Origin of the sequence: Laspinema olomoucense D3b, from assembly GCF_025370785.1 — a bacterium.
GTDB classification, from domain to species: domain Bacteria; phylum Cyanobacteriota; class Cyanobacteriia; order Cyanobacteriales; family Laspinemataceae; genus Laspinema; species Laspinema olomoucense.
In genome coordinates this window covers 57,998-80,001 of record NZ_JAMXFA010000013.1, presented here as the reverse complement: position 1 = coordinate 80,001, position 22,004 = coordinate 57,998, and the positions used below count along the sequence as shown (strand labels likewise).

34 protein-coding genes are annotated in these 22,004 nt (G+C 49.3%); 31 read left to right on the top strand and 3 right to left on the bottom strand.

Annotated elements, in window-relative coordinates; all coding sequences use genetic code 11:
- The first annotated feature begins 244 nt into the window (after positions 1-244).
- The 31 genes from rplC (at position 245) to prfA (ending at position 18,504) form a co-directional block, all read left to right on the top strand.
- Positions 245-886, top strand: a complete 642-nt coding sequence (rplC, locus tag NG792_RS11720; protein ID WP_261200430.1) for a 50S ribosomal protein L3 — start codon at positions 245-247, stop codon at positions 884-886.
- Positions 887-949: 63 nt separating this feature from the next.
- Positions 950-1,582: a 50S ribosomal protein L4 gene (gene rplD / locus NG792_RS11715; RefSeq protein WP_261200429.1), complete on the top strand. Its 633-nt coding sequence runs from the start codon at positions 950-952 to the stop codon at positions 1,580-1,582.
- Positions 1,575-1,883, top strand: coding sequence for a 50S ribosomal protein L23 (locus NG792_RS11710; RefSeq protein WP_015148972.1), 309 nt, complete (start codon positions 1,575-1,577; stop codon positions 1,881-1,883). Before rplD ends, NG792_RS11710 begins: the two co-directional genes overlap by 8 nt.
- Positions 1,884-1,993: 110 nt before the next feature.
- Entirely contained in the window at positions 1,994-2,857 is an 864-nt protein-coding gene (gene rplB / locus NG792_RS11705; protein WP_261200428.1) for a 50S ribosomal protein L2, read from the top strand.
- Between the two features lie 89 nt (positions 2,858-2,946).
- A complete protein-coding gene (gene rpsS / locus NG792_RS11700; RefSeq protein WP_261200427.1) occupies positions 2,947-3,228 on the top strand; it encodes a 30S ribosomal protein S19 in 282 nt (93 codons plus the stop codon).
- Between the two features lie 106 nt (positions 3,229-3,334).
- On the top strand, positions 3,335-3,697 hold the full coding sequence (gene rplV / locus NG792_RS11695) for a 50S ribosomal protein L22 (RefSeq protein WP_261200426.1): 363 nt from the start codon (positions 3,335-3,337) through the stop codon (positions 3,695-3,697).
- Between the two features lie 90 nt (positions 3,698-3,787).
- On the top strand, positions 3,788-4,522 hold the full coding sequence (rpsC, locus tag NG792_RS11690; RefSeq protein WP_261200425.1) for a 30S ribosomal protein S3: 735 nt from the start codon (positions 3,788-3,790) through the stop codon (positions 4,520-4,522).
- A 211-nt stretch (positions 4,523-4,733) separates the two neighbouring features.
- Positions 4,734-5,147, top strand: a complete 414-nt coding sequence (gene rplP / locus NG792_RS11685) for a 50S ribosomal protein L16 (RefSeq protein WP_261200424.1) — start codon at positions 4,734-4,736, stop codon at positions 5,145-5,147.
- A gap of 4 nt (positions 5,148-5,151) precedes the next feature.
- On the top strand, positions 5,152-5,373 hold the full coding sequence (gene rpmC, locus NG792_RS11680; protein WP_261235535.1) for a 50S ribosomal protein L29: 222 nt from the start codon (positions 5,152-5,154) through the stop codon (positions 5,371-5,373).
- 11 nt (positions 5,374-5,384) lie between these two features.
- Positions 5,385-5,636 (top strand): 30S ribosomal protein S17, encoded by a 252-nt coding sequence (rpsQ, locus tag NG792_RS11675; RefSeq protein WP_261200422.1) that lies wholly within the window; start codon positions 5,385-5,387, stop codon positions 5,634-5,636.
- An 18-nt stretch (positions 5,637-5,654) separates the two neighbouring features.
- Positions 5,655-6,020, top strand: coding sequence for a 50S ribosomal protein L14 (rplN, locus tag NG792_RS11670; RefSeq protein WP_261200421.1), 366 nt, complete (start codon positions 5,655-5,657; stop codon positions 6,018-6,020).
- Positions 6,021-6,374, top strand: a complete 354-nt coding sequence (gene rplX, locus NG792_RS11665; RefSeq protein ID WP_261235534.1) for a 50S ribosomal protein L24 — start codon at positions 6,021-6,023, stop codon at positions 6,372-6,374. It begins immediately after the preceding gene.
- A gap of 102 nt (positions 6,375-6,476) precedes the next feature.
- Positions 6,477-7,022, top strand: coding sequence for a 50S ribosomal protein L5 (rplE, locus tag NG792_RS11660; protein ID WP_261200419.1), 546 nt, complete (start codon positions 6,477-6,479; stop codon positions 7,020-7,022).
- A gap of 25 nt (positions 7,023-7,047) precedes the next feature.
- A complete protein-coding gene (rpsH, locus tag NG792_RS11655) occupies positions 7,048-7,449 on the top strand; it encodes a 30S ribosomal protein S8 (protein WP_015148983.1) in 402 nt (133 codons plus the stop codon).
- Between the two features lie 111 nt (positions 7,450-7,560).
- On the top strand, positions 7,561-8,100 hold the full coding sequence (gene rplF / locus NG792_RS11650) for a 50S ribosomal protein L6 (protein WP_261200418.1): 540 nt from the start codon (positions 7,561-7,563) through the stop codon (positions 8,098-8,100).
- A 3-nt stretch (positions 8,101-8,103) separates the two neighbouring features.
- The gene (gene rplR, locus NG792_RS11645; RefSeq protein ID WP_261200417.1) at positions 8,104-8,466 is read left to right on the top strand and encodes a 50S ribosomal protein L18; all 363 of its coding nucleotides are present in this window, start codon (positions 8,104-8,106) and stop codon (positions 8,464-8,466) included.
- 143 nt (positions 8,467-8,609) lie between these two features.
- Positions 8,610-9,134: a 30S ribosomal protein S5 gene (gene rpsE, locus NG792_RS11640; protein WP_261200416.1), complete on the top strand. Its 525-nt coding sequence runs from the start codon at positions 8,610-8,612 to the stop codon at positions 9,132-9,134.
- 50 nt (positions 9,135-9,184) lie between these two features.
- Positions 9,185-9,640, top strand: coding sequence for a 50S ribosomal protein L15 (rplO, locus tag NG792_RS11635; protein WP_261200415.1), 456 nt, complete (start codon positions 9,185-9,187; stop codon positions 9,638-9,640).
- A gap of 75 nt (positions 9,641-9,715) precedes the next feature.
- A complete protein-coding gene (secY, locus tag NG792_RS11630; RefSeq protein WP_261200414.1) occupies positions 9,716-11,026 on the top strand; it encodes a preprotein translocase subunit SecY in 1,311 nt (436 codons plus the stop codon).
- A complete protein-coding gene (locus NG792_RS11625; RefSeq protein WP_261235533.1) occupies positions 11,026-11,583 on the top strand; it encodes an adenylate kinase in 558 nt (185 codons plus the stop codon). The genes secY and NG792_RS11625 overlap by 1 nt, the downstream gene beginning before the upstream one ends.
- Before the next feature lie 253 nt (positions 11,584-11,836).
- Positions 11,837-12,061 carry a translation initiation factor IF-1 gene (gene infA / locus NG792_RS11620; RefSeq protein WP_008191178.1) on the top strand — a complete coding sequence of 75 codons (225 nt, stop codon included), beginning with the start codon at positions 11,837-11,839 and terminating at the stop codon, positions 12,059-12,061.
- Between the two features lie 113 nt (positions 12,062-12,174).
- On the top strand, positions 12,175-12,288 hold the full coding sequence (rpmJ, locus tag NG792_RS11615) for a 50S ribosomal protein L36 (RefSeq protein ID WP_006618079.1): 114 nt from the start codon (positions 12,175-12,177) through the stop codon (positions 12,286-12,288).
- Between the two features lie 99 nt (positions 12,289-12,387).
- Positions 12,388-12,771, top strand: a complete 384-nt coding sequence (rpsM, locus tag NG792_RS11610; protein ID WP_261200412.1) for a 30S ribosomal protein S13 — start codon at positions 12,388-12,390, stop codon at positions 12,769-12,771.
- A 90-nt stretch (positions 12,772-12,861) separates the two neighbouring features.
- Positions 12,862-13,257 carry a 30S ribosomal protein S11 gene (gene rpsK, locus NG792_RS11605; RefSeq protein ID WP_015148991.1) on the top strand — a complete coding sequence of 132 codons (396 nt, stop codon included), beginning with the start codon at positions 12,862-12,864 and terminating at the stop codon, positions 13,255-13,257.
- Between the two features lie 211 nt (positions 13,258-13,468).
- Positions 13,469-14,419 carry a DNA-directed RNA polymerase subunit alpha gene (locus NG792_RS11600; RefSeq protein WP_261235532.1) on the top strand — a complete coding sequence of 317 codons (951 nt, stop codon included), beginning with the start codon at positions 13,469-13,471 and terminating at the stop codon, positions 14,417-14,419.
- Positions 14,420-14,569: 150 nt separating this feature from the next.
- Positions 14,570-14,920 (top strand): 50S ribosomal protein L17, encoded by a 351-nt coding sequence (rplQ, locus tag NG792_RS11595; protein ID WP_261200410.1) that lies wholly within the window; start codon positions 14,570-14,572, stop codon positions 14,918-14,920.
- A gap of 99 nt (positions 14,921-15,019) precedes the next feature.
- Complete coding sequence (truA, locus tag NG792_RS11590; protein WP_261235531.1) at positions 15,020-15,856, top strand: tRNA pseudouridine(38-40) synthase TruA; 837 nt, start codon at positions 15,020-15,022, stop codon at positions 15,854-15,856.
- A 105-nt stretch (positions 15,857-15,961) separates the two neighbouring features.
- Positions 15,962-16,417, top strand: coding sequence for a 50S ribosomal protein L13 (rplM, locus tag NG792_RS11585; protein ID WP_261200408.1), 456 nt, complete (start codon positions 15,962-15,964; stop codon positions 16,415-16,417).
- On the top strand, positions 16,417-16,830 hold the full coding sequence (rpsI, locus tag NG792_RS11580) for a 30S ribosomal protein S9 (protein ID WP_261200407.1): 414 nt from the start codon (positions 16,417-16,419) through the stop codon (positions 16,828-16,830). The genes rplM and rpsI overlap by 1 nt, the downstream gene beginning before the upstream one ends.
- Positions 16,831-17,033: 203 nt before the next feature.
- The gene (gene rpmE / locus NG792_RS11575; RefSeq protein ID WP_261200406.1) at positions 17,034-17,276 is read left to right on the top strand and encodes a 50S ribosomal protein L31; all 243 of its coding nucleotides are present in this window, start codon (positions 17,034-17,036) and stop codon (positions 17,274-17,276) included.
- A 124-nt stretch (positions 17,277-17,400) separates the two neighbouring features.
- A complete protein-coding gene (gene prfA / locus NG792_RS11570) occupies positions 17,401-18,504 on the top strand; it encodes a peptide chain release factor 1 (protein ID WP_261200405.1) in 1,104 nt (367 codons plus the stop codon).
- Between the two features lie 280 nt (positions 18,505-18,784).
- Here the strand turns inward: prfA and NG792_RS11565 are convergent, their stop codons facing one another.
- The 3 genes from NG792_RS11565 to nrtS all read right to left on the bottom strand — a co-directional run bounded on the left by NG792_RS11565 (position 18,785) and on the right by nrtS (position 21,728).
- Positions 18,785-19,432: a hypothetical protein gene (locus tag NG792_RS11565; protein ID WP_261235530.1), complete on the bottom strand. Its 648-nt coding sequence runs from the start codon at positions 19,430-19,432 to the stop codon at positions 18,785-18,787.
- A gap of 683 nt (positions 19,433-20,115) precedes the next feature.
- Positions 20,116-21,105 carry an arsenosugar biosynthesis radical SAM (seleno)protein ArsS gene (gene arsS / locus NG792_RS11560; RefSeq protein ID WP_261235529.1) on the bottom strand — a complete coding sequence of 330 codons (990 nt, stop codon included), beginning with the start codon at positions 21,103-21,105 and terminating at the stop codon, positions 20,116-20,118.
- A 386-nt stretch (positions 21,106-21,491) separates the two neighbouring features.
- Positions 21,492-21,728, bottom strand: a complete 237-nt coding sequence (nrtS, locus tag NG792_RS11555; RefSeq protein ID WP_317619502.1) for a nitrate/nitrite transporter NrtS — start codon at positions 21,726-21,728, stop codon at positions 21,492-21,494.
- Positions 21,729-22,004 lie beyond the last annotated feature (276 nt).

The following is a 22,004-nucleotide window of genomic DNA, read 5'->3' as shown; positions in this document are numbered from 1 at the left end:
AGCCCCAAGGTAGTTAAAGGCTTCCTAAGTCGTTGGTCCTTGGTCACTGGTCCTGGGTCTTCAATGACAAAGGACAAATGACAAAGGACAAATGACAAAAAAGCCCGACCGTCTCCTGCTGTGCTGTTGGAGGCAACCTTTGGACTGGTTTGGCGTCGAAACCCGATTCGGATCCGAGCTCTTAGTTGAACTCATCAGGATCCGAGAAACTTGTAGTGCTTAAGTAAGGGGAGACCATAAACCCGTGGCTGTCGGTATTCTGGGCACAAAACTCGGCATGACCCAAGTATTTGACGAAGAAGGGAGAGCAATTCCCGTCACCGTCGTCCAAGCTGGGCCATGCACCGTAACACAGATCAAATCGAAACAGACCGATGGCTACACCGCCATTCAGGTCGGATATGGCGAAACCACCACCAAGGCCATCAATAAGCCCGAACTGGGACACCTCGTCAAATCATCAGCGCCCCCGCTGCGACACCTGCGCGAATATCGCATCGATGATGTCAGCAGCTTTGAACTGGGACAGCAAATGACCGTAGAAGGATTCAGTGCTAACCAGATTGTCGATGTGACCGGACTTAGCATCGGTCGGGGGTTTGCCGGATATCAAAAACGGCATAACTTTAAACGCGGACCCATGTCCCACGGTTCAAAAAACCATAGAGCACCCGGTTCTACAGGTGCAGGGACCACTCCGGGGCGTGTGTATCCAGGGAAGCGTATGGCCGGTCGTTTAGGCGGAAGCCAAGTCACAACTCGCCAATTGCAAATTGTGCGAGTGGATGCGGAAAAGAACCTGCTGCTGATTAAAGGAGCGCTTCCGGGAAAACCTGGTGCACTGCTTAATATTAAGCCCGCCAAGTATGTAGGCCCGGGTAAATAGCAGCCCGGTAAGAAAAGAATGAATTCCCCATTCATAAAGCATAGAAAACGGGAATAGAGAGATATGGTTAATTGTGTAGTCAGAAACTGGGAAGGCGAACAGGTTTCCGAAGCGACGATCGATTTGCGAGTAGCGGCTGAAGAGAACGCCTCGCATATCCTTCATAGAGCGGTAACTCGGCAACTGAACCGGGGGCGTCAGGGAACGGCATCGACCAAAACCCGGGCGGAAGTCAGAGGCGGGGGTAGAAAGCCCTGGAGACAAAAAGGAACAGGCCGAGCGCGTGCCGGTTCAATCCGATCGCCCTTATGGAGAGGCGGCGGCGTCATCTTTGGACCCAAACCCAGAGACTATGACGTAAAAATGAACCGCAAAGAGCGCCAACTCGCCCTGAGAACCGCGCTCATCAGCCGCAGCGAAGACCTGATCGTTGTGGAGGAATTTGCCGATAAACTGCCCCGTCCGAAGACCAAAGATCTCCTCAGTGCGATCGCCCGGTGGGGTGTCGAGCCAGACTCGAAGGTATTGTTAATCGTTGACCAACGAGACAACAACGTCTATTTATCAGCACGCAACGTAGAGACCATCAAACTGATTGCCGTCACTCAGTTAAATGTGTACGACCTGCTTGCGGCTGACAAAATCGTAACCACAGCAGCAGCACTAGCCAAAGTTCAGGAGGTCTACGGTGGCTGAAGATAATCTCAGAAAGCTGGCCGACTTGGTGCGCACGCCAATCGTCACCGAGAAAGCGACCCTGCTGATGGAGCAGAACAAATACGTCTTTGATGTGGATGCCAAATCCACCAAACCCCAAATCAAAGCGGCGATCGAACACCTATTTGAGGTCAAGGTAGTCAGCGTCAATACCATGCACAGACCCCCCAAAAAGCGTAGAGTGGGCAAGTTTGTCGGGTATAAGCCTCATTACAAGAGAGCGATCGTGACCTTAGCCGAGGGTGATTCCCTGCAAAACATTTTCTTCCCAGAAGTGTAACGGATGCCTTATCTAGGAGTGGGCGGTACCGCCACCCCCTCCACTTGACCTCCGCTGAGAGCATCTGGGATTCAATGGCAAATCAAGCAGTGTTACCAAAAGTTTAAATTATGGGTATCCGTACTTATCGGCCCTACACTCCCGGCACACGCCAGTATAGTGTCTCCGAGTTTGACGAAATCACCCGCGACACTCCCGAAAAATCCCTAACCAAGTCAAAGCACCGGAAAAAAGGACGGAACAATCGCGGGGTAATTACCTGCCGTCATCGTGGGGGCGGACACAAACGCCTGTATCGACAAATCGACTTTCGTCGGGATAAGCATAATATTCCCGCCAAAGTAGCTGAAATCGAATATGACCCCAACCGCAACGCGCGGATCGCCCTCCTCTTCTATCAGGATGGTGAAAAGCGCTACATCCTACATCCCGTAGGATTACAAGTTGGCACTCATATCGTCTCCGGACCCGACTCACCCATCGAAATTGGCAACGCCCTCCCCTTGGAAAAGATGCCCTTGGGTACCCTCGTTCACAACGTAGAAATGACACCGGGTCGCGGCGGTCAAATCGTGCGTTCAGCCGGTTCAGGCGCTCAGGTGCAAGCCAAAGAAGGGGATTTCGTCACCCTGAAATTACCCTCGGGTGAAGTTCGGATGTTCCGGAAAGAGTGCTACGCCACCATCGGACAAGTCGGCAACATCGATGTTAGAAACATCAGCCTCGGTAAAGCTGGCCGCAAACGTTGGTCCGGTCGTCGTCCCGAAGTTAGAGGCAGCGTCATGAACCCCGTAGACCACCCACATGGGGGGGGTGAAGGACGAGCACCAATTGGTAGAAGTGGGCCTGTTTCACCTTGGGGTAAACCTGCTTTAGGTGGGAAGACCCGCAAGAAGAAAAAATTAAGTAACGCCTTAATCGTCCGCAAGCGTCGGAAAACCTCCAAGCGCGGCAAGGGCGGTCGGCAGTCTTAATCATCAAGACAAAAGAGTTGAGAATAAACGAATTAACACTTTATTCTTTAATTCTTCTGGGTTCATTTTTGAGAAATTATCACTGACTTATGAGTCGTTCACTGAAAAAAGGACCTTTTGTAGCCGATCATTTGCTGAGTAAAATCGAAGCATTGAATGCTAAAGGCGACAAACAGGTCATTAAAACTTGGTCACGAGCTTCGACCATCATTCCTGATATGCTCGGTCACACGATCGCCGTCCATAACGGACGCCAGCACGTGCCGGTCTATATCAACGAACAGATGATCGGACATAAATTAGGGGAATTTGCCCCGACTCGGACCTTCCGGGGACACGCCAAAGGCGATAAAAAAAGTCAACGGCGATAAAAAGTAGAGCGGCACGCGCCAGTTCGGAGTCTGATGTCAAACGTTCTTTAATAACAACAAAGGACAACCGACAAACGACAAAGGACTTTGGACAACGGAGAAAACTATGGCTATCGATACCTCAACAGAAGTCAAAGCGATCGCGCGTTATATTCGGATGTCTCCGTACAAAGTACGGCGAGTCCTGGACCAAATTCGAGGTCGCTCCTATCGCGAAGCGCTGATCATCCTCGAATTTATGCCCTATCGTGCTTGCGAACCGATTCGCAAAGTTCTGCGATCGGCAGCAGCCAATGCAGAGCATAACAGCGGACTCGATCCAGCCACCTTATGGGTTTCTCAAGCTTATGCCGATGGTGGCCCGGTTCTCAAGCGATTCCGGCCTCGGGCGCAGGGACGGGCTTACATGATCCGCAAGCCGACCTGTCACATCACCGTTGCCGTCGCTCCCGAGCTTGACGACGAATAGAACAGCAAACGTAAACGTGCTAAGTCAGCCTAAGTCTTGACTTTACGGTTTACGAGATACTGGTTAGTTTTTGTAGAGGACGCACAGAACGTGGGACAGAAAATACACCCAACGGGTTTCCGGCTTGGTGTGACCAAAGAACACCGCTCCCGGTGGTTCGCGGATAGCAATCGCTACCCCGAACTTTTACAAGAAGACTACAAAATTCGCGAATATGTCCACAGCACCCTGAACAACGCGGGCATCTCCGACGTTCGGGTCGAGCGCAAAGCCGACCAGATCGACCTGGAAGTTCGCACCGCCCGCCCGGGCGTAGTTGTGGGTCGCGGTGGCAGTGGTATCGAGTCCTTACGGACCGGACTGCAAGAAATGCTTGGCAGCAACCGCCAAATTCGCATCAATGTTGTGGAAGTGGCCCGAGTGGATGCTGATGCAACCTTGATTGCGGAATACATCGCCAGCCAACTCGAACGCCGGGTTTCCTTCCGTCGCGTCGTCCGGCAAGCCATTCAGCGCGCTCAAAAAGCTGGAGTTGAAGGCATCAAAGTCCAAGTCAGCGGACGCCTCAACGGGGCAGAAATTGCTCGGACCGAGTGGACTCGCGAAGGCAGAGTACCCCTGCATACCTTACGCGCCGATATTGATTACTCCTACCGCACCGCCAGTACCATTTATGGGATTCTCGGCGTCAAAGTGTGGACTTTCAAGGGAGAAATCATTCCCGGGCAAGAACTGGAGGTTGCGGCAGCAGCGAGTGCAGGTCCTCGGCCCCGAGGCGGGAAAAAACGCCGTCAGCAATTTGAAGACCGCTCCAATGAAGGGTAAGAGATTCAGCTTTTGGTAGGGAGCGAACGCTGAAACCAGCGCTACTCCGGGCTCACTCGCCCGCGTTGGTCACTGGTCACTGGTCACGGGTCACTGGTCCTTGGTCACTGGTCCCTGGTCATCAATAACAAATGACAAATGACAAATGACAAATGACAAATGACAATCGCCTCCCTGACGCGCTCAATGAACCATTACCGATTACCACATCATGTTAAGTCCTAGAAGAACGAAATTTCGCAAGCAACAGCGCGGGCGGATGCGAGGACTGGCGACTCGGGGTAATGAAATTAACTTCGGTGAATTCGCCCTACAAGCGTTAGAACCTTGTTGGATTACCTCCCGCCAAATTGAAGCCAGCCGTCGAGCCATGACCCGGTATATCCGTCGGGGTGGCAAGATCTGGATTCGCATCTTCCCAGACAAACCCGTGACCATGCGTCCGGCAGAAACCCGGATGGGTTCTGGTAAGGGGTCTCCCGAATTTTGGGTGGCTGTTGTTAAACCCGGTCGCATTATGTTTGAGATTGGTGGCGTGCCTGAAGCAACTGCTCGTGAAGCCATGCGGTTAGCGGATTACAAGTTGCCCATCAAAACCAAGTTCATTTCGCGAGAAGGGGAGTAAGAGAATGGCTTTTCCCAAAATGGCAGACATCGCTAACTTGAGCGATGAGGAAGTCAACGAGCAGATTTTGAGCCTGAAGCGGGAATTATTTACGCTCAGACTGCAAAAAGCCACGCGCCGGTTGGAAAAAACCCACCTGTTCAAGCACAAGAGACATCAACTGGCTCAGTTGCTTACACTGGAAGGCGCACGCAAACGGGCTAATGCCGAATCCGCCGCCGAATAGGAGTAAGTGACATGGCAGTTAAAGAAAGAGTTGGTGTAGTGGTCAGCAACAAGATGGATAAAACCGTCGTTGTGGCGATCGAAAATAGAAGCCCTCATCCTAAGTACGGCAAAATTGTCGTCAAAACTAAGCGCTACAAAGCGCATGATGAGGAAAATAAATGCCAAGAGGGCGATCGCGTCCGCATCCAGGAAACTCGCCCCCTCAGTCGCACAAAGCACTGGCAAGTGATTGAGATTATCAATAGTGCCGCCGAAATCTAAGAACTAGGGAGACTGAAGGTGATTCAACAAGAGTCGTATCTCAACGTTGCAGATAATAGCGGTGCTAAACGGTTAATGTGCATTCGTGTCCTCGGGGGCAACCGCCGCTATGCAGGCGTTGGTGACGTGATTATCGCCGTCGTCAAGGATGCTATTCCCAATATGCCGATTAAAAAATCTGATGTCGTGCGTGCTGTAGTGGTTCGCACCCGCAAAGGATTACGTCGCGAGAGTGGGATGAGCATTCGCTTTGATGACAATGCCGCCGTAATTGTTAACCCCGATGGTAACCCCAAGGGAACCCGCGTTTTTGGCCCCGTTGCTCGCGAATTGCGCGATAAAAATTACACCAAAATCGTATCCTTAGCGCCGGAGGTGCTGTAAATGGCTAAAAAACAACGGAACACTGCGCTGACCCGCTATAAAATGCACGTCAAAACCGGCGATACGGTGCAGATTATTGCTGGGAAAGAAAAAGGAAAGGTTGGAGAAATTATGAAAACCTTTCCGACTAAGAGCCAAGTGATTGTGAAAGGCGTTAACGTGAAAACAAAGCACGTTAAACCTCAGCAAGAAGGAGAATCCGGTCGGATTGAGACGTTTGAATCTCCGATTCATAGCTCAAATGTCATGCTTTATTCTTCCAAGGAAAAAGTGGCAAGCCGGATTTGTTACACCTTCACCGAAGATGGACGGAAGGTGCGAATGCTCAAAAAAACCGGGGAAATTATTGATTAGGCAAGGGACGAAGGGTAAGGGATTCTTGCCCTACCCCACCGCTCTATATCTTCAAAAATAAGGACTCCCTGACAAAGACCAGGGATTAAGGATGTAAAACTCATGACCACTCAACTCAAAACGCGGTATCAAGAAACCATCGTCCCCAAACTGATGGAACAGTTTAAGTACAAAAATATCCATCAGGTGCCAAAGGTGGTGAAAATCACCATTAACCGAGGCTTAGGGGAAGCATCTAGCAATGCGAAAGCGCTAGAATCATCTTTGGCAGAAATCGCTACAATTGCGGGACAAAAACCCGTGGTGACACGGGCGAAAAAGGCGATCGCAGGCTTTAAAATTCGTCAAGGAATGCCTGTGGGAATGATGGTCACCCTCCGGGGCGATCGGATGTATTCTTTCCTCGATCGCCTCATCAGTCTAGCACTACCTCGGATTCGGGACTTTCGCGGCATTAGTCCCAAAAGCTTTGACGGACGAGGCAATTACACCTTGGGCGTCAGAGAACAATTAATTTTTCCAGAAGTAGAGTACGACCGGATTGACCAAATTCGGGGTATGGACATATCCATCATCACAACGGCAACAACGGATGAAGAGGGCCGCGCCTTACTCAAAGAAATGGGAATGCCCTTCAAAGAAGGATAATTAACAGGGGAATAAGGAGCGAAAAATGGCGGCTAACGACACGATTGCAGACATGCTAACACGCATCCGCAATGCAAGCCTAGCACGGCACCAAAAAACAGAAGTTCTATCCACAAACATGACCCGTTCCATTGCCAAAGTTCTTCAAGAAGAAGGCTTTATTGCTGAATTTGAAGAAGTAGGCGAAGGGGTCGATAAAAAACTGGCGATCGCCTTGAAATACAAAGGCAAAAATCGTCAACCTATTATCAAAGCCTTAAAACGGGTCAGTAAACCCGGGTTGCGAGTCTATTCCAATCGGAAAGAATTACCTCGCGTCTTAGGCGGCATTGGAATTGCCATCATTTCCACCTCCTCGGGCATCATGACCGACCGCGACGCCCGTCGTCAAGGTGTAGGCGGTGAAGTGCTTTGCTATGTCTGGTAGTTTGAGATTTTTTCCGTGAATCGGTCCTGACTGCAAGGGGAAGCAGCACCCTGCCCCCTTCAATTCTGACCTTACGGCTTAAATCTCGACAAGTAAAGAAAGAGGAAAACTATGTCTCGTATTGGTAAGCGACCCATTAATATACCGGCCAAAGTCGTTATATCCATTGATGGGCAAAAGGTCTCCGTTAAGGGGCCAAAAGGCGAACTTTCCCGAGAGCTACCCGCCGAAGTCATCGTTGAACAAGAAGGCGAAACCATCCAAATCACCCGTCGGGACGAGTCTCGGGCCGCCCGTCAACGTCATGGATTGTGCCGCACCTTGGTCGCCAACATGGTTCAAGGGGTCTCTGAAGGATTTCAAAAACGACTGGAAATTCAAGGGGTGGGCTATCGGGCTCAAGTCCAAGGGCGCAACCTAATTCTCAACGTCGGTTATAGCAACCCCGTTGAAATTAACCCCCCCGAAGGTATCTCTGTCGCCGTAGAAAACAACACCAACGTGATTGTTAGCGGCATCAACAAAGAAATCGTCGGCAATACCGCCGCCAAAATTAGGGACGTCCGTCCCCCCGAACCCTATAAAGGTAAGGGAATTCGCTATGCAGGCGAACAAGTCAGACGCAAGGCAGGGAAGACAGGTAAGAAATAAACTATGAAGCTGACTCGCAGTGAATCTATTGAACGCCGACATCGGCGCGTGCGACGTCGGGTCGTCGGCACCCCAGAACGTCCTCGGTTATCTGTATTTCGCTCTCACCAGCATATTTATGCTCAAGTGATTGACGATACCCAACACCAAACCCTCGCGGCAGCATCCACCCTCGATCCGGCATTAAAAGCTGAATTAGAGACAGGAGCCACTTGTGATGCCTCGGCCAAAGTCGGCAAACTGATTGCCGATCGCGCCCGGGAAAAAGGCATTCAAAAAGTCGTCTTTGATCGCGGCGGTAACCTGTACCACGGTCGGGTAAAAGCCCTAGCAGAAGCGGCCCGTGAAGCGGGTTTAGAGTTCTAAAAAGTTCTAAAGTCGCCTAAGTTTCGGCAGTTGCGCGTTGCCAGTCGCACGGGATAATCTCGTCCTCAAGAGCGATCAAGACCGAGCGACCGCAAACGCACCAATACCGAACGAATAGCAACAATCATTCCTGACAAAAAACTATGGCAGAACGTCGTAAAAAAAACGCCCGCACTCGGGAAAAAGAAACAGATTGGCAAGAGCGGGTCGTTCAGATTCGCCGGGTTACCAAAGTCGTCAAAGGCGGTAAAAAACTCAGCTTCCGGGCGATCGTCGTCGTGGGTAACGAGCGCGGTCAAGTCGGAGTCGGTGTGGGTAAAGCCAGTGACGTGATCAGCGCCGTCAAAAAAGGCGTCGCCGATGGCAAAAAGCACCTGATCGAAGTACCTCTGACCAAAGCCAACTCCATTCCCCACCGCGTCGATGGCAGTGCCACCGGAGCCAAAGTGATGATGCGTCCCGCCGCACCGGGGACCGGGGTAATTGCCGGGGGTGCCGTGCGGACCGTCCTAGAATTAGCCGGAGTTCGCAATATTCTCGCCAAACAGTTGGGGTCTAACAACCCCCTGAACAATGCTAGAGCTGCGATCGATGCCCTAGTCAGTCTGCGAACCTTGTCGGAAGTCGCTGACGAGCGTGGCATTGCCGTTGACAAGCTCTACGCCTAATCCATCGCCATCAGCCTGAACCGAGTCAAGTTACAGACACAGGGAGAAAAATGAGAATACATGAAATAGGACCCAAAGCGGGCTCTAAAAAACGGAAACGGCGCTTGGCTCGCGGTATATCTGCCGGTCAAGGTGCCAGCGCCGGTAAAGGGATGAGAGGTCAAAAAGCTAGAGCCGGGGGTAGCACCCGTCCTGGGTTTGAAGGGGGACAACAGCCCCTGTATCGCCGCTTACCTAAGCTCAAGCACTTTCCCCTCGTCAATCGTAAAGAATACACTACGATTAACGTAAGTAAGTTGGCATCATTGGCCGCTAACAGTGAAGTGACCTTAGCGTCCCTGATGGAAGCGGGCATTATCACCACCAATGATGGGCCGCTGAAAATCTTGGGAGATGGGGAACTTAATGTTCCCTTGAATGTGAAAGCTGCTGCCTTTACCGCAGGGGCTAAAGCCAAGATTGAAGCTGCCGGTGGAACTTGTGAAACCAGTGATGCCAAATCCTAGGATGAGATGACCGCAAGGGCATTAATCCTAGACAAGGACACGGAGCGCTGCAATGAACAGTAGAGGTACTCCTTAATGGTTGTTAGTCGAGATAAAGCACCAACCGCTCAGGAGACTTTCATGCAGATGGCTAGAGCAGCGGGCCTACGAGGTCGGCTGCTCCTCACCATTGGTATGTTAGTTTTGGTGCGCTTAGGCATTTGGATTCCAGTTCCCGGTATCGATCTGGCCAGATTTCAAGCCAATATTGATGGCAGTCCACTGATTGGTTTTTTAGACCTGTTTTCTGGGGGTGGCTTGCGAGCTTTAGGGATTTTTGCCCTAGGGATCCTGCCTTATATTAATGCCTCCATTATTATGCAATTACTGACCTCTGCTCTCCCTTCGTTAGAAGATTTACAAAAAAATGAAGGGGAAGCAGGTCGGCGCAAAATCTCTCAGATTACTCGGTATGTTGCCTTGGGATGGGCAGTGCTGCAAAGTACCGGCATTGCTCTATGGGTTGGGGCTTTTGCCCAAGATCCGAATCCAGGGGTTTTATTTTACGTCCAGACTGCCGTGGCATTGACTACGGGTTCAATGTTTGTGATGTGGGTATCTGAGCTGATTACCGAACGCGGGGTGGGCAATGGTGCTTCCTTATTGATTTTTGTCAATATTGTGGCGGTTCTGCCGAATTCTTTGGGTCAAACTCTGGCCCTGGCGCGGGAAGACCAAGCGATTGTGGGTCCGGTTTTGATTCTGACTTTGGTCTTTTTAATCACCATTGTTGGGATTGTTTTTGTCCAAGAAGGGACGCGACGAATTCCGATTATTTCGGCTCGTCGTCAGGTCGGACGGAAGCTTTATCGGGAAAAAAGTAGCTATCTTCCTTTGCGGTTAAATCAAGGGGGAGTGATGCCGATCATTTTTGCATCGGCGGTGTTAATTTTACCGGCTTCTGTGGCTCAATTTACCAAAAATGACGTGATGATTACCATTTCGTCTTATTTGGCTCCGAATGGTCCAGCTCCGTTGGTTTATGTGGCGTTTTATTTGACGTTAATTCTGTTTTTTAGCTATTTCTACGCTTCATTAATTGTTAATCCCGTAGACATGGCTCAGAATTTGAAAAAAATGGGGGCCAGTATTCCCGGGATTCGTCCAGGACGGGCTACGACGGAATATGTGGAGCGGGTACTCAACCGATTAACGTTTTTGGGAGCCATTTTTCTGGGGATGGTGGCGATCCTGCCAACTGCTGTGGAAAGTGCCACACAGGTACGGACTTTCCAGGGGTTTGGAGCAACTTCTCTGCTGATTTTGGTGGGGGTGGCGATCGATACGGCCAAACAAATTCAAACCTATGTGATCTCCCAGCGCTATGAAGGAATGGTGAAGCAATAGTGACAAGACTAATCTTTTTGGGTCCTCCTGGAGCGGGGAAGGGAACTCAAGCTCAGATCCTCTCCCAATCTCATCATATTCCCCATATTTCAACGGGGGATATCTTGAGGGCCGCAGTTGAGCAACAGACTGATCTGGGCAATCAGGCTAAAGCGTATATGGAGCGAGGGGAGTTGGTCCCGGATTCGCTGCTTTTAGATCTGATTCGCGATCGCCTGACTCAACCGGATGCCACTAAAACCGGATGGATTCTGGATGGATTTCCCCGGAATGTGCCTCAAGCTGAGTTTTTAGATCATCTTCTCGATGATATTCAGCAAGAGTGTAAGTCAGCCATTAGTTTGGAAGTCCCGGACAAACAATTGATTGATCGGTTACATGGTCGAGGACGCAGCGATGATGGTGATGAGACGATCGCCCGTCGTTTAGGGGTGTATCACACCCAAACGATTCCGGTGATTGACTATTATCGAGAGCGCGGTCGGCTGATTGCTATCAATGGCAATTCGTCTATTGAGGCAGTTGCGGCCATTCTGAAAAAAGTAGTCACCAGTTGAAAAAAAATGCCACCGGGAGACGGGTTTCAAATACCGGAGTTACCCAGTTACGATCGCTGCTGTTTCCGGTAGCAGTAACTGGTGTAACTTCCCCCGTGCCTGGGTCGATCTGGCGCTATTTTTGCTAAGATATGTCACGGGCTGCTCTGTCAGCTATTCGTGAAAAATCTTTCTTGAGTGCGATCGCCATCTGCTCTCGATAGGATCGCCCGAGCGCTGTTGACTGTATTTCTAGCATTGAGGTAAAAACAACTTGGCTAAACAAGATCTAATCGAGATGGAAGGGACGGTGACTGAATCCCTACCTAATGCGATGTTTCGGGTAGACCTAGACAATGGGTTTAACGTACTCGCCCACATCTCGGGAAAAATTCGCCGGAATTACATCAAAATTCTTCCGGGCGATCGCGTCAAAGTAGAACTGACCCCCTACGACTTAACCAAAGGTCGCATCACCTACCGTCTTCGTAAGAAGTAAGGATTCTTTCTAGCTTATCCCTAAAAATCCTGATAAAAACAAGTCGGTCCTCTTTTTGTCATTTCTGACAAAAATTGATATAATATGAAGTTTGTAGCGCTGCTCAAATAGAAATGAAAGTCCGAGCATCCGTCAAGAAAATTTGCGAGAAGTGCCGCGTCATTCGTCGTCGCGGTCGAGTCATGGTCATTTGTTCCAATCCAAAGCACAAACAACGTCAGGGTTAGATCAAAACCCTTCCCAGGAATTCAAATGCCCTAAATTCTGGCATTTAGAATAGCTTACCGTTGTAGAAACATACTAACCAGTAGAGGGAGAAAACGAGCGTGGCACGAATTGCCGGAGTAGATCTACCTCGCGATAAGCGAGTTGAAATAGGTCTGCAATACATTTATGGGATTGGGCCAACGCGAGCCCAACAAATTTTGGAACGCACCGGGGTCAATCCAGATACCCGGGTCAAAGATTTAACCGACGCCGAAGTCACCACCCTCCGGGAAGACTTAGAAAAGAATTACGAAGTCGAGGGGGATCTAAGACGCTTAGAGTCCATGAACATCAAGCGTCTGATGGACATCGGCACCTATCGGGGTCGCCGTCATCGCATGGGACTCCCCGTACGCGGACAGAGAACTCGGACCAATGCCCGAACCCGACGAGGTGGAAGGCGCACCGTGGCAGGCAAGAAAAAAGCCCCTTCCAAGAAGTAAGAACGATTCAATCGAGAATCAGGTTCGGCTTGATGAAGCCGAACTTCTTACTAACTCTCAATCATTTAAACCTTCACTATTGCGATCGATATGGCGCGACAAACAACCAAAAAAACTGGCTCGCGGAAGCAAAAAAGGAATGTGCCTAATGGAGTGGGTTACATTCAGTCCACCTTTAATAACACCATCGTCACAATTACCGATCCGAGCGGAGAAGTAATTTCCTGGGCAACCAGTGGTTCTAGTGGCTTTAAAGGCGCGAAAAAAGGAACTCCCTTTGCCGCTCAAACAGCCGCAGAGAATGCAGCACGCCGTGCAGTCGAGCAGGGAATGCGTCAAATTGAGGTGATGGTCAGTGGTCCCGGTTCAGGCCGAGAAACTGCCATTCGCGCCCTCCAAGGTGCGGGCCTAGAAATCACCTTGATTCGGGACGTCACCCCAATTCCGCACAATGGCTGCCGTCCACCCAAGCGCCGTAGAGTTTAAACATTGGCCTATAGCAGCCTTGGAAAAAACGAAGTCAGACAAAAAAGATTCGGGCATCAGGATTGAGAGGAGATGAGGGATTTAAAACTAATAACTCCTGATTTATCACTCCGAGCGATGGTTAAATCCTCAGTCAATGAGGAGCGAGTCAGCATTAAACGAGGGAGGCTAAACTGGCCTTCGATGGATCGAGGAGAAGGGAGGTCACTCCGTGGCGCAGTTTCAGATTGAGTGTGTAGAGTCAAACACTGAAAGAGACCAGTCCCAGTATGGAAAATTCTTACTGGAACCGTTAGAACGGGGTCAAGGCACAACAGTAGGGAATGCCCTACGCAGAGTGCTACTTTCTAACTTGGAAGGGACAGCCGTAAGCGCCGTCCGAATTGCTGGGGTCAATCATGAGTTTGCCACAATTGAGGGCGTCCGAGAAGATGTTCTGGAAATTTTACTGAACATGAAAGAAGTTGTCCTCAAAAGCTACTCACCGCAACCGCAAATTGGACGCTTAATGGTTCAAGGTCCGGCAACGGTAACGGCAGGTCGGTTTGATTTACCCTCAGAGGTCGAGTCGATTGATCCCAACCAGTATATAGCAACCGTTGCCGAGGGTTCCACCTTAGAAATGGAATTTCGGGTGGAAAAAGGCAAAGGATATCGAGCAGTAGACCGGAGTCGAGATGAAAATACGGCTTTAGACTTTCTCTTGATAGACGCTGTATTCATGCCCGTTCGCAAGGTCAACTACAGCGTTGAAGATGCACGGGTAGGTGGATCTTTGGAGAAAGACCGATTGATTATGGAAATCTGGACGAATGGCTCAATTTCGCCCCAAGAGGCACTGAGTCAATCGGCCAGCATCCTAGTGGATCTGTTTTCTCCACTCAAAGATATCACGATCGAGTCAATGCTCGAAGAATCGCCGACTGAAGCCGACCCGACCAGTCAAATTCCGATTGAAGAATTGCAACTTTCCGTGCGAGCTTATAACTGTCTCAAACGGGCGCAAATTAACTCAGTCGCGGATCTACTCGACTACAGTCAAGAAGATCTTTTAGAAATCAAAAACTTCGGTCAAAAGTCGGCAGAAGAAGTCATCGAAGCATTGCAAAAGCGCTTAGGGATTACCTTGCCCCAAGAAAAGTCAGCTAAAACCAGCACTTAAGCGGCAAAGTGTCAAGTGTTAAGTGTAAAGTCTGAAACCCTCTGACTTCATCCTTTACACTTCACACTTTTTACTTCCCTAAAGTCAGTCAAGCGCTTATAATTTATAGTTCATCCTTTATCGTTCAACCTACATCGTTGATACTTCATTATGCGCCACCGTTGTCGCGTTCCCCAATTAGGTAAACCTGCCGATCAGCGTAAAGCTTTACTAAGAGCGCTGACTACAGAGTTACTTCGTCATGGTCGCATCACGACCACTAAAGTTCGAGCTAAAGCCGTTCGCTCCGAAGCGGAACGGATGATCACCCTAGCCAAAGATGGGTCCTTACCCGCTCGTCGTCAAGCGATGGGTTATGTCTATGATAAACAGCTCGTTCACGCCTTGTTTGAAAAAGCTCAAGAGAGATATGGAAATCGCCAAGGCGGTTACACTCGAATCATGAGAACCGTTTCCCGCCGGGGAGACAATGCGGACATGGCAATTATCGAGCTAGTGTAAGCAAATTTTAGGATTTTTAGACGCCCTGGTTTTAGTTTTTTTAACTCTAAGATCTTCGCGCTAAACCCTCATGTTTCCCATAAATCCTCCACTCCTACGATGCTGACCCAAAGAATTGCCCTGGTCATTCAATACCTGGGCACTCATTTTCATGGGTGGCAACGGCAACCGAACCAAAGGACGGTGCAGGAGGAGATCGAAACCGTACTGGGCGGGGTCCTCAACCAGCCCACTCGGGTGATTGCTGCCGGAAGAACGGATACCGGGGTTCATGCAGCCGCTCAAGTGGCTCATTTTGAAGCCAGCAGTCCGATTCCACCGGAAAGATGGGCGGGGGTCCTCAATAGTCGTCTCCCCAACGATATTTTGGTCCTGGCATCGGCGGCGGTAGACTCCCAGTGGCACGCGCGATTTTCGGCGGTTTCCCGTCGTTATCGATACATCCTCTATACCCACAAGCAACCGAACCTGTTCGTGCGCCCCTTTTCTTGGCATTATTATTATGCACCCCTGGATGAATCCTTGATTCAAGAAGCCCTGAACCCTTTGGTGGGTCATCATCATTTGGCAGCCTTTCACCGGGCTGGGTCGCAGCGCCAGCATTCCTGGGTAGAGGTACAGGAAGCCAAATGCGATCGCCACGGGCCATTCGTTCAGATCGAAGTGCAAGCCAATGGATTCCTCTATGGGATGATGCGGCTACTGGTTGGCTTGCTGGTAGAAGTCGGGACATCGGAGCGAGACCCTTCATCCTTTAAAGACCTGTGGGTGAATGAGCGTCGCTCCGAAGTTAAGTATGCAGCACCCGCCCAGGGTCTATGCTTATTACGAGTGGCCTATCCTGAGTCTCCCTTTCCCCCTGAAATTTGGTGGGATACGATGCCAGAGTTTGCCCTGAGTCCCTCCTTTATGAAGCTTCCCTATAGCCTTCATTAAATATTCGGTCCAAAGTCCGGCGAAGCAAGGGGCGTAATTGATGCCGCCGCCTCCCTTGCCACCCAGTAGCCCAGCTCATTGATAACTGATAACTACGAACTAACCATGAACAAAAGCTACGTTCCGCCACAAGGCTCCATCGAGCAAAAGTGGTATGTCATCGATGCCGCCAACCAGCGTCTGGGCCGGTTGGCTGTGGAAATTGCCCGCATCCTGCGCGGTAAAAATAAACCCACCTATACTCCTCACATGGATACAGGTGATTTCGTGATTGTGGTCAACGCTGACAAAATTGAAGTCACCGGCAAAAAACGCACCCAAAAACTCTACCGGCGTCATTCCGGTAGACCGGGCGGCATGAAAACCGAGACCTTTGCCAAACTACAAAATCGCTTGCCGGAGAGAATTATCGAGCAAGCGGTGAAGGGAATGCTCCCCAAAAATAGCTTAGGGCGACAGTTGTTCACCAAGTTGAATGTGTATGCCGGGAGTGAACATCCTCACGCCGCTCAAAAACCTGAAACTTTGACCATCAACACTATTCCAGGAGGTAATTCTTAATGCAAGGAATCCAACAAAGTGGCCGCGTCATGTATTGGGGTACAGGCCGTCGGAAATCTTCCGTCGCCCGGGTGCGCCTGGTTCCGGGTAACGGCACTGTGACCATTAATGGCAAATCCGCAGAAATCTATTTGCAGTACAACGCCGGGTATCTGAGTGCAACTAAAGCCCCCCTGGAAACCCTCGGACTAGAAAATGAATATGACGTCCTGGTGAATGTCCGGGGCGGTGGGTTAACGGGACAATCCGAATCGATTCGTTTGGGCGTGGCTCGTGCCCTGTGCGAACTTGATCCTGAAAATCGCCATCCTCTCAAAGTGGAAGGCTTTCTCACCCGGGACCCTCGTGCGAAAGAACGGAAAAAATACGGTCTCCGCAAAGCTCGGAAGGCCCCTCAATACTCCAAACGGTAAGGTCATTGGTCGTTGGTCAATGGTCATTGGTCAATGGTCATTGGTCAACTGTCAAGGGTCGTTGGTCATGGGTTAAGTGTCATGGGTCGTTGGTCATTGGCTGTGGGTCTTTCCCAAAGGACAAATGACAAAGGACAAATGACAAAGGACACAAAAGGCTAAAATAAAACAGAACAAGCGACGGGTTCAAGGAGAACAAAACCATGCCAAAACCAGGAATTCATCCACAATGGTATCCAGAAGCTAAAGTCATTTGCAATGGTGAAGTTGTTATGACTGTGGGCTCGACTAAGCCGGAAATTCATGTAGATGTCTGGTCCGGAAATCATCCTTACTATACCGGCACCCAAAAGGTGATCGATACCGAAGGACGGATTGAACGCTTCCGTCGGAAGTACGGGATGACCTCGACCAGTGGAGAAAGCGGTCAAAATACTAAAAAGTAGCCCGGGTATTTTAGCTGTTAGCTGTGAGGAGTAGCAAATTGATGTTTTGCTGATTTGCTATGGTTTAATCAGCTAACCGCTAGAGATCCACGCGCTCCCTACTTTCTAGACTGAGGACTGCTCTATGGCCGAAACTTATCTACTCGATAAATTAAAATCTGTTGAACAAACTTTTCACGAATTGACTCGACGGATGGCGGACCCCGATATCGCCAGAGACCCGAACGAGTTTCAAAAAGTGGCGAGAGCCCGTTCCTCCTTGGAGGAAGTGGTGAATACTTATGAAAATTGGAAAAATACGGAAGCGGAGTTAATTGGCGCAAGGCAGGTCCTAAAGGAAGCCAGTAGCGATGTGGAATTGCAACAGATGGCAGCCCAGGAAGTAGCGGAACTGGATCAGCAATTAAGACAGCTTGAAAACCGGCTGAAGATCTTGCTGCTGCCTCGGGACCCGAATGATGAGAAAAACATCATGCTAGAAATTCGGGCGGGAACTGGGGGAGATGAAGCCAGTATTTGGGCGGGGGATTTGGTGCGGATGTACTCGCGCTATGCTGAAACTCAAGGCTGGCGCGTGAAGATGTTGAGCGAGTCCACGGCGGATATGGGTGGATTTAAAGAGGCAATCCTGGAAATTCAGGGAGAGCAAGTTTATAGCAAGCTCAAGTTTGAAGCGGGAGTGCATCGGGTTCAGCGAGTGCCGCTTACTGAAGCGGGAGGTCGGGTTCATACTTCTACAGCAACGGTGGCGATAATGCCCGAGGTGGATGAGGTGGAGGTCCACATCGATCCGAAGGATATTGAGTTGACTACGGCGCGATCGGGTGGCGCTGGGGGTCAAAACGTTAACAAGGTGGAGACGGCGGTGGATTTGTTCCATAAGCCGACGGGGATCCGGATTTTCTGTACGGAGGAGCGATCGCAGCTTCAAAACCGGGAACGGGCGATGCAGATTCTGCGGGCGAAGTTGTACGATTTGAAGTTGGCGGAACAACAGGAAGCGGTGACTTCCATGCGGCGATCGCAGGTAGGAACGGGTGCGCGATCGGAAAAGATTCGCACCTACAATTACAAGGATAACCGGGTTACGGATCACCGCCTAGGTCAAAATTTTACTCTGATGAGTACCCTGGAAGGGGATATCGAGGAAGTGATTCAATCTTGCATCAGTCAGGATCAGCAGGAACGGTTAGAGGAACTGGCGGCATCGACAACGATGCCAGTGTAGTTGACAAATTAACCGTTTTGGGATATGGAGGATGGCAAATCATCGGCTATGTCTGAAACAAAAAGCGAGAAGTAGGTTCTCGCTTTTTTTGTGTTTGTTGGGGGCGATCGTATCAGGAATAAGAAAACCCGCAGGCTGAAGCCTGGGGCTATACGGACGAAGCCCGCCTGCGCGGGCTAAGAAACCCGCAGGCTGAAGCCTGGGGCTATACGGACGAAGCCCGCCTGCGCGGGCTAATTCAGAAAATCGAGTTTTTACAACCGGATTTGGTATTAGGGTGTTAGGGTCGGGAAAGCAGGGGTCGCCACTGTTGGGGAAAGGGGTGACGGATAAAGACTTGGGAAGCCTGTTGATAATGAGAAAAGGACCGGGCGAGATTATTGATGCGATCGCCCTGTAAGCGCTCACTATAGGCCAACGCGAGATTGTCCTGGGTGGCTCCCCAGGGTTGTGATTCGAGGCGATCGCAGGGAAACATGGGGAGGGCCGTTTCACAACAGGCGATCGCAATTTCTATAAACTCGGCTTTTTTCCCTTGGGAGTAGTCCCAAATTAGGCCGCCTAGATTTACGAGGATTGTAGCAAACTCAAGGGTTCGTTTTTGGCTGAGAGTCGGCAAAATACCAATGACAACCCGAGAGAGACGTTCAGCAAAGCGATCGGTGAGGAGTTCGGGATGCCTTGCTAAGGTGGGGTAGAGGGCGGTAGGGTTGCCGTGGACCTTTTCCATTTCCTGTAAAACTGTGGCTAAAAACCGAGTGATAGGGCGATCGGTGGAGTGATACAGGGCGATCGCCTCTGTGAGTGTACGCTGGCGAGCGATCGATTCGTGCTCCTTTTTAGTGCTCCATCCTGGATTGGGGCGTTCTAGGGCCGCTTTGAAGCCTTGAGAGGTCTGTCGTCGGTTGGCAAGGGTTTGCTCGTACATGATTCGGTTCCTCCGCTAATTTCTTAGGTCATTTTCTGCCGATCTCGCTCATTGATACCGGGTTAAATTGGGGGTGGCGCGGATCATTGATCCGTGGGGATTAAAGGCGATCGCAGCCAGTCCCCTTTCTAATTCTTAATCTCTTTTGGTCTGGATGAAATCCTCCAAATGGCAGACTTCCTGCACTTGGGTCCGGATAAAATTGAGTAATTTTGTACTTAGCTTTACCGAGATTTATATCACTATCCGTATATTTTTTTATAAAAAAATATCGGACATATTTTATTTAGTTTATCTACTTTATCAAAAAAAGTAAAAATAGATACCAACCGGAATAATAATTAGGTTTATACTAATTTGGATAGGCTGAGGAATCCCAGAAATTTTTGGAAAACTTAATAGCGTATTGGATGTTGCAAAAAATCAGGTTTTGACACTTGGGAATTCCAGCTCAAAAACAGGATTTCTTAACATTCCTCTGAGGGAGCAGCTCAGATTGAAGTCAGAAACCCGGTTTTTGGGCGTTTGTTTTGAGGGAGGGGAGTTTCCTGAGCCTGAACTTACGCAGATTTGGATAAGAAACTCTAAATATACGGGTATCCAAGCGAATCTCTCCTACCGATAGACAAGTAATGCGTAAGTCCTATGCGCGCGCGATCGCCCCCTCCATCAACTCGCGCAGCTTACAGTAAAGCGCCACCACAACTTGAGCCCGATCCAGCGGTGCACCCATAACAAAAGGCAGCGGTTTGTACCTCGGTGAGTAAATCTAAATTACCTACGGATAATACTTTTGCTACTGTGAGTGTTTCGCCGTCCGCAGTTTTGGCCGGGATGCCTTCCATTTGGTTAAAATCGCAGTCATAAATATTGCCTAAATAGTCGATAGACAGTTCATTGCGACACATCAGATGGGAAACCGTTTCGGGATTGAAATTATCCTCTAGGAACTGTAAGTAAGGTTGATGGAGTTGTTGGCGTTGTAGATATAACTTGGTGCGCCCAATCGGTAAATTGGTCAGAGTCAACAACTGGTTAAACCTAATGTCGTAATGTTCAGCCAAGTAGGTTTTATAATCCGCTTCTAATTTTTTTTGAGGCGGGGGTAAATAAAATTGGTCGCGAGAGGTTGGGAGGGATGGATTATAGACCAAATTTAAAATTAATTGAGGATCCGAGGCATATCCTAAATCATTTAGTAACTTTATCCCCTGAATGGAGCGGTCATAGACGCCATTGCCGCGCATTTTGTCAACATTATTTGATAAATAACAAGGGAGAGATGCCACGACTTGTAATTGATGTTCAGCAAAATAGGCCGGTAATTCGGCAAAACCGGGTTCAAAAAAAATTGTTAAGTTGGAACGAACAATTACCTGTTTACCAGCAGCGCGGGATGCTTCTACTAAAGGTTTAAATCCATAGTTCATTTCCGGTGCGCCGCCAGTGATATCTACCGTTTGAATGGAATCAAAGCGATGAATCAATTCAATCAGTTGGTTACAGACTTCCGAGGAAAGTTCTTCGGTGCGATTTGGTCCTGCTTCTACATGACAGTGAATACAGGCTTGGTTACAGCGTTTTCCTAGATTAATTTGTAAAACGGTAATTTCCTTTTTAGTTAAGGGGGAACCGATTTTATGAGAAAATGGAGTAATGACCGTTTGAACCATGAATAGCTCCTGATTGTGATGGCGGGTTGGATTGATTGGTCTTTGATTATTACACTATTGAGAGGCGTAAGGCATCCGGAATCAAGTAGAAATTTTCGGGGTTTTGGAAATTTCCCCCATCAACAACCGCAAAATGGCCATCGTCAAATAAAAGGACTGGCTTGACCAGAATCTGGGGGAGTCATTAATTGACTACCCCAGTCTCTACCGGCTGCAACTCTTACAAAAGTGCTTCCCGTAAGTGGAGAACATCCCATCAAGTGCTGTCCGATCGCCTGCCAGGTCCGGATCCAATATTCATCTTAAACTTCATCTGTCTCACCCCCCAAAACTATTGATTCCCAGTAAAGGGGAAGCCCTGAAACCGATTAATTCTCCGACTAGATTTACGGCCTTTTTCGGGTATTACTGATGAATTGACCATGAATATTGACCATATAGGGGACACAGTAGGATAATCCCGCAGAAATCCACCGATCGGGGTCCATTTGTCCATTAAAAAAAGCCTTGCCGTGATTAATCAGGAAGAGAATTGTCCCCACAAACAAAGCAACTTTTAGCGCAGTTGGTGCAAACCGGGGATTAAATAAGATGCTACCCATTTTTTTCAAAAATTTACTCATTGTTTAAAAACCTTCAACTTAAATGGCTGATATGACCCCAAAATCAATCCGGTTAACTTCCGACTCAAAGCAAGAGATTACTTCAAGCTGATTTCTCGGGGAGGGAGGGATAACAATATCTAAAGAGTGAAATTAATTGTCAATTTACAATCGTACCCAAAAAAGTGCAAGAATTACAAAGGGTCATTTTTTATAGGATTTGAGGCTTGTTTTAGGAAAACTTTAACCTCTTTCTCATTTATCGACCCGTTCTTGAGGCTAGAGTAAGCGAAAGGA

Coding starts and splice junctions, on each gene's coding strand:
- rplD (WP_261200429.1), top strand. CDS start 950: ATGGTTAATTGTGTAGTCAGAAACTGGGAAGGCGAACAGGTTTCCGAA.
- rplB (WP_261200428.1), top strand. CDS start 1,994: ATGGGTATCCGTACTTATCGGCCCTACACTCCCGGCACACGCCAGTAT.
- rpsS (WP_261200427.1), top strand. CDS start 2,947: ATGAGTCGTTCACTGAAAAAAGGACCTTTTGTAGCCGATCATTTGCTG.
- rplV (WP_261200426.1), top strand. CDS start 3,335: ATGGCTATCGATACCTCAACAGAAGTCAAAGCGATCGCGCGTTATATT.
- rplP (WP_261200424.1), top strand. CDS start 4,734: ATGTTAAGTCCTAGAAGAACGAAATTTCGCAAGCAACAGCGCGGGCGG.
- rpmC (WP_261235535.1), top strand. CDS start 5,152: ATGGCTTTTCCCAAAATGGCAGACATCGCTAACTTGAGCGATGAGGAA.
- rpsQ (WP_261200422.1), top strand. CDS start 5,385: ATGGCAGTTAAAGAAAGAGTTGGTGTAGTGGTCAGCAACAAGATGGAT.
- rplX (WP_261235534.1), top strand. CDS start 6,021: ATGGCTAAAAAACAACGGAACACTGCGCTGACCCGCTATAAAATGCAC.
- rplE (WP_261200419.1), top strand. CDS start 6,477: ATGACCACTCAACTCAAAACGCGGTATCAAGAAACCATCGTCCCCAAA.
- rpsH (WP_015148983.1), top strand. CDS start 7,048: ATGGCGGCTAACGACACGATTGCAGACATGCTAACACGCATCCGCAAT.
- rplF (WP_261200418.1), top strand. CDS start 7,561: ATGTCTCGTATTGGTAAGCGACCCATTAATATACCGGCCAAAGTCGTT.
- rplR (WP_261200417.1), top strand. CDS start 8,104: ATGAAGCTGACTCGCAGTGAATCTATTGAACGCCGACATCGGCGCGTG.
- rpsE (WP_261200416.1), top strand. CDS start 8,610: ATGGCAGAACGTCGTAAAAAAAACGCCCGCACTCGGGAAAAAGAAACA.
- rplO (WP_261200415.1), top strand. CDS start 9,185: ATGAGAATACATGAAATAGGACCCAAAGCGGGCTCTAAAAAACGGAAA.
- secY (WP_261200414.1), top strand. CDS start 9,716: ATGGTTGTTAGTCGAGATAAAGCACCAACCGCTCAGGAGACTTTCATG.
- rpmJ (WP_006618079.1), top strand. CDS start 12,175: ATGAAAGTCCGAGCATCCGTCAAGAAAATTTGCGAGAAGTGCCGCGTC.
- rpsK (WP_015148991.1), top strand. CDS start 12,862: ATGGCGCGACAAACAACCAAAAAAACTGGCTCGCGGAAGCAAAAAAGG.
- rplQ (WP_261200410.1), top strand. CDS start 14,570: ATGCGCCACCGTTGTCGCGTTCCCCAATTAGGTAAACCTGCCGATCAG.
- truA (WP_261235531.1), top strand. CDS start 15,020: ATGCTGACCCAAAGAATTGCCCTGGTCATTCAATACCTGGGCACTCAT.
- rplM (WP_261200408.1), top strand. CDS start 15,962: ATGAACAAAAGCTACGTTCCGCCACAAGGCTCCATCGAGCAAAAGTGG.
- rpsI (WP_261200407.1), top strand. CDS start 16,417: ATGCAAGGAATCCAACAAAGTGGCCGCGTCATGTATTGGGGTACAGGC.
- rpmE (WP_261200406.1), top strand. CDS start 17,034: ATGCCAAAACCAGGAATTCATCCACAATGGTATCCAGAAGCTAAAGTC.
- prfA (WP_261200405.1), top strand. CDS start 17,401: ATGGCCGAAACTTATCTACTCGATAAATTAAAATCTGTTGAACAAACT.
- NG792_RS11565 (WP_261235530.1), bottom strand. CDS start 19,432: ATGTACGAGCAAACCCTTGCCAACCGACGACAGACCTCTCAAGGCTTC.
- arsS (WP_261235529.1), bottom strand. CDS start 21,105: ATGGTTCAAACGGTCATTACTCCATTTTCTCATAAAATCGGTTCCCCC.
- nrtS (WP_317619502.1), bottom strand. CDS start 21,728: ATGAGTAAATTTTTGAAAAAAATGGGTAGCATCTTATTTAATCCCCGG.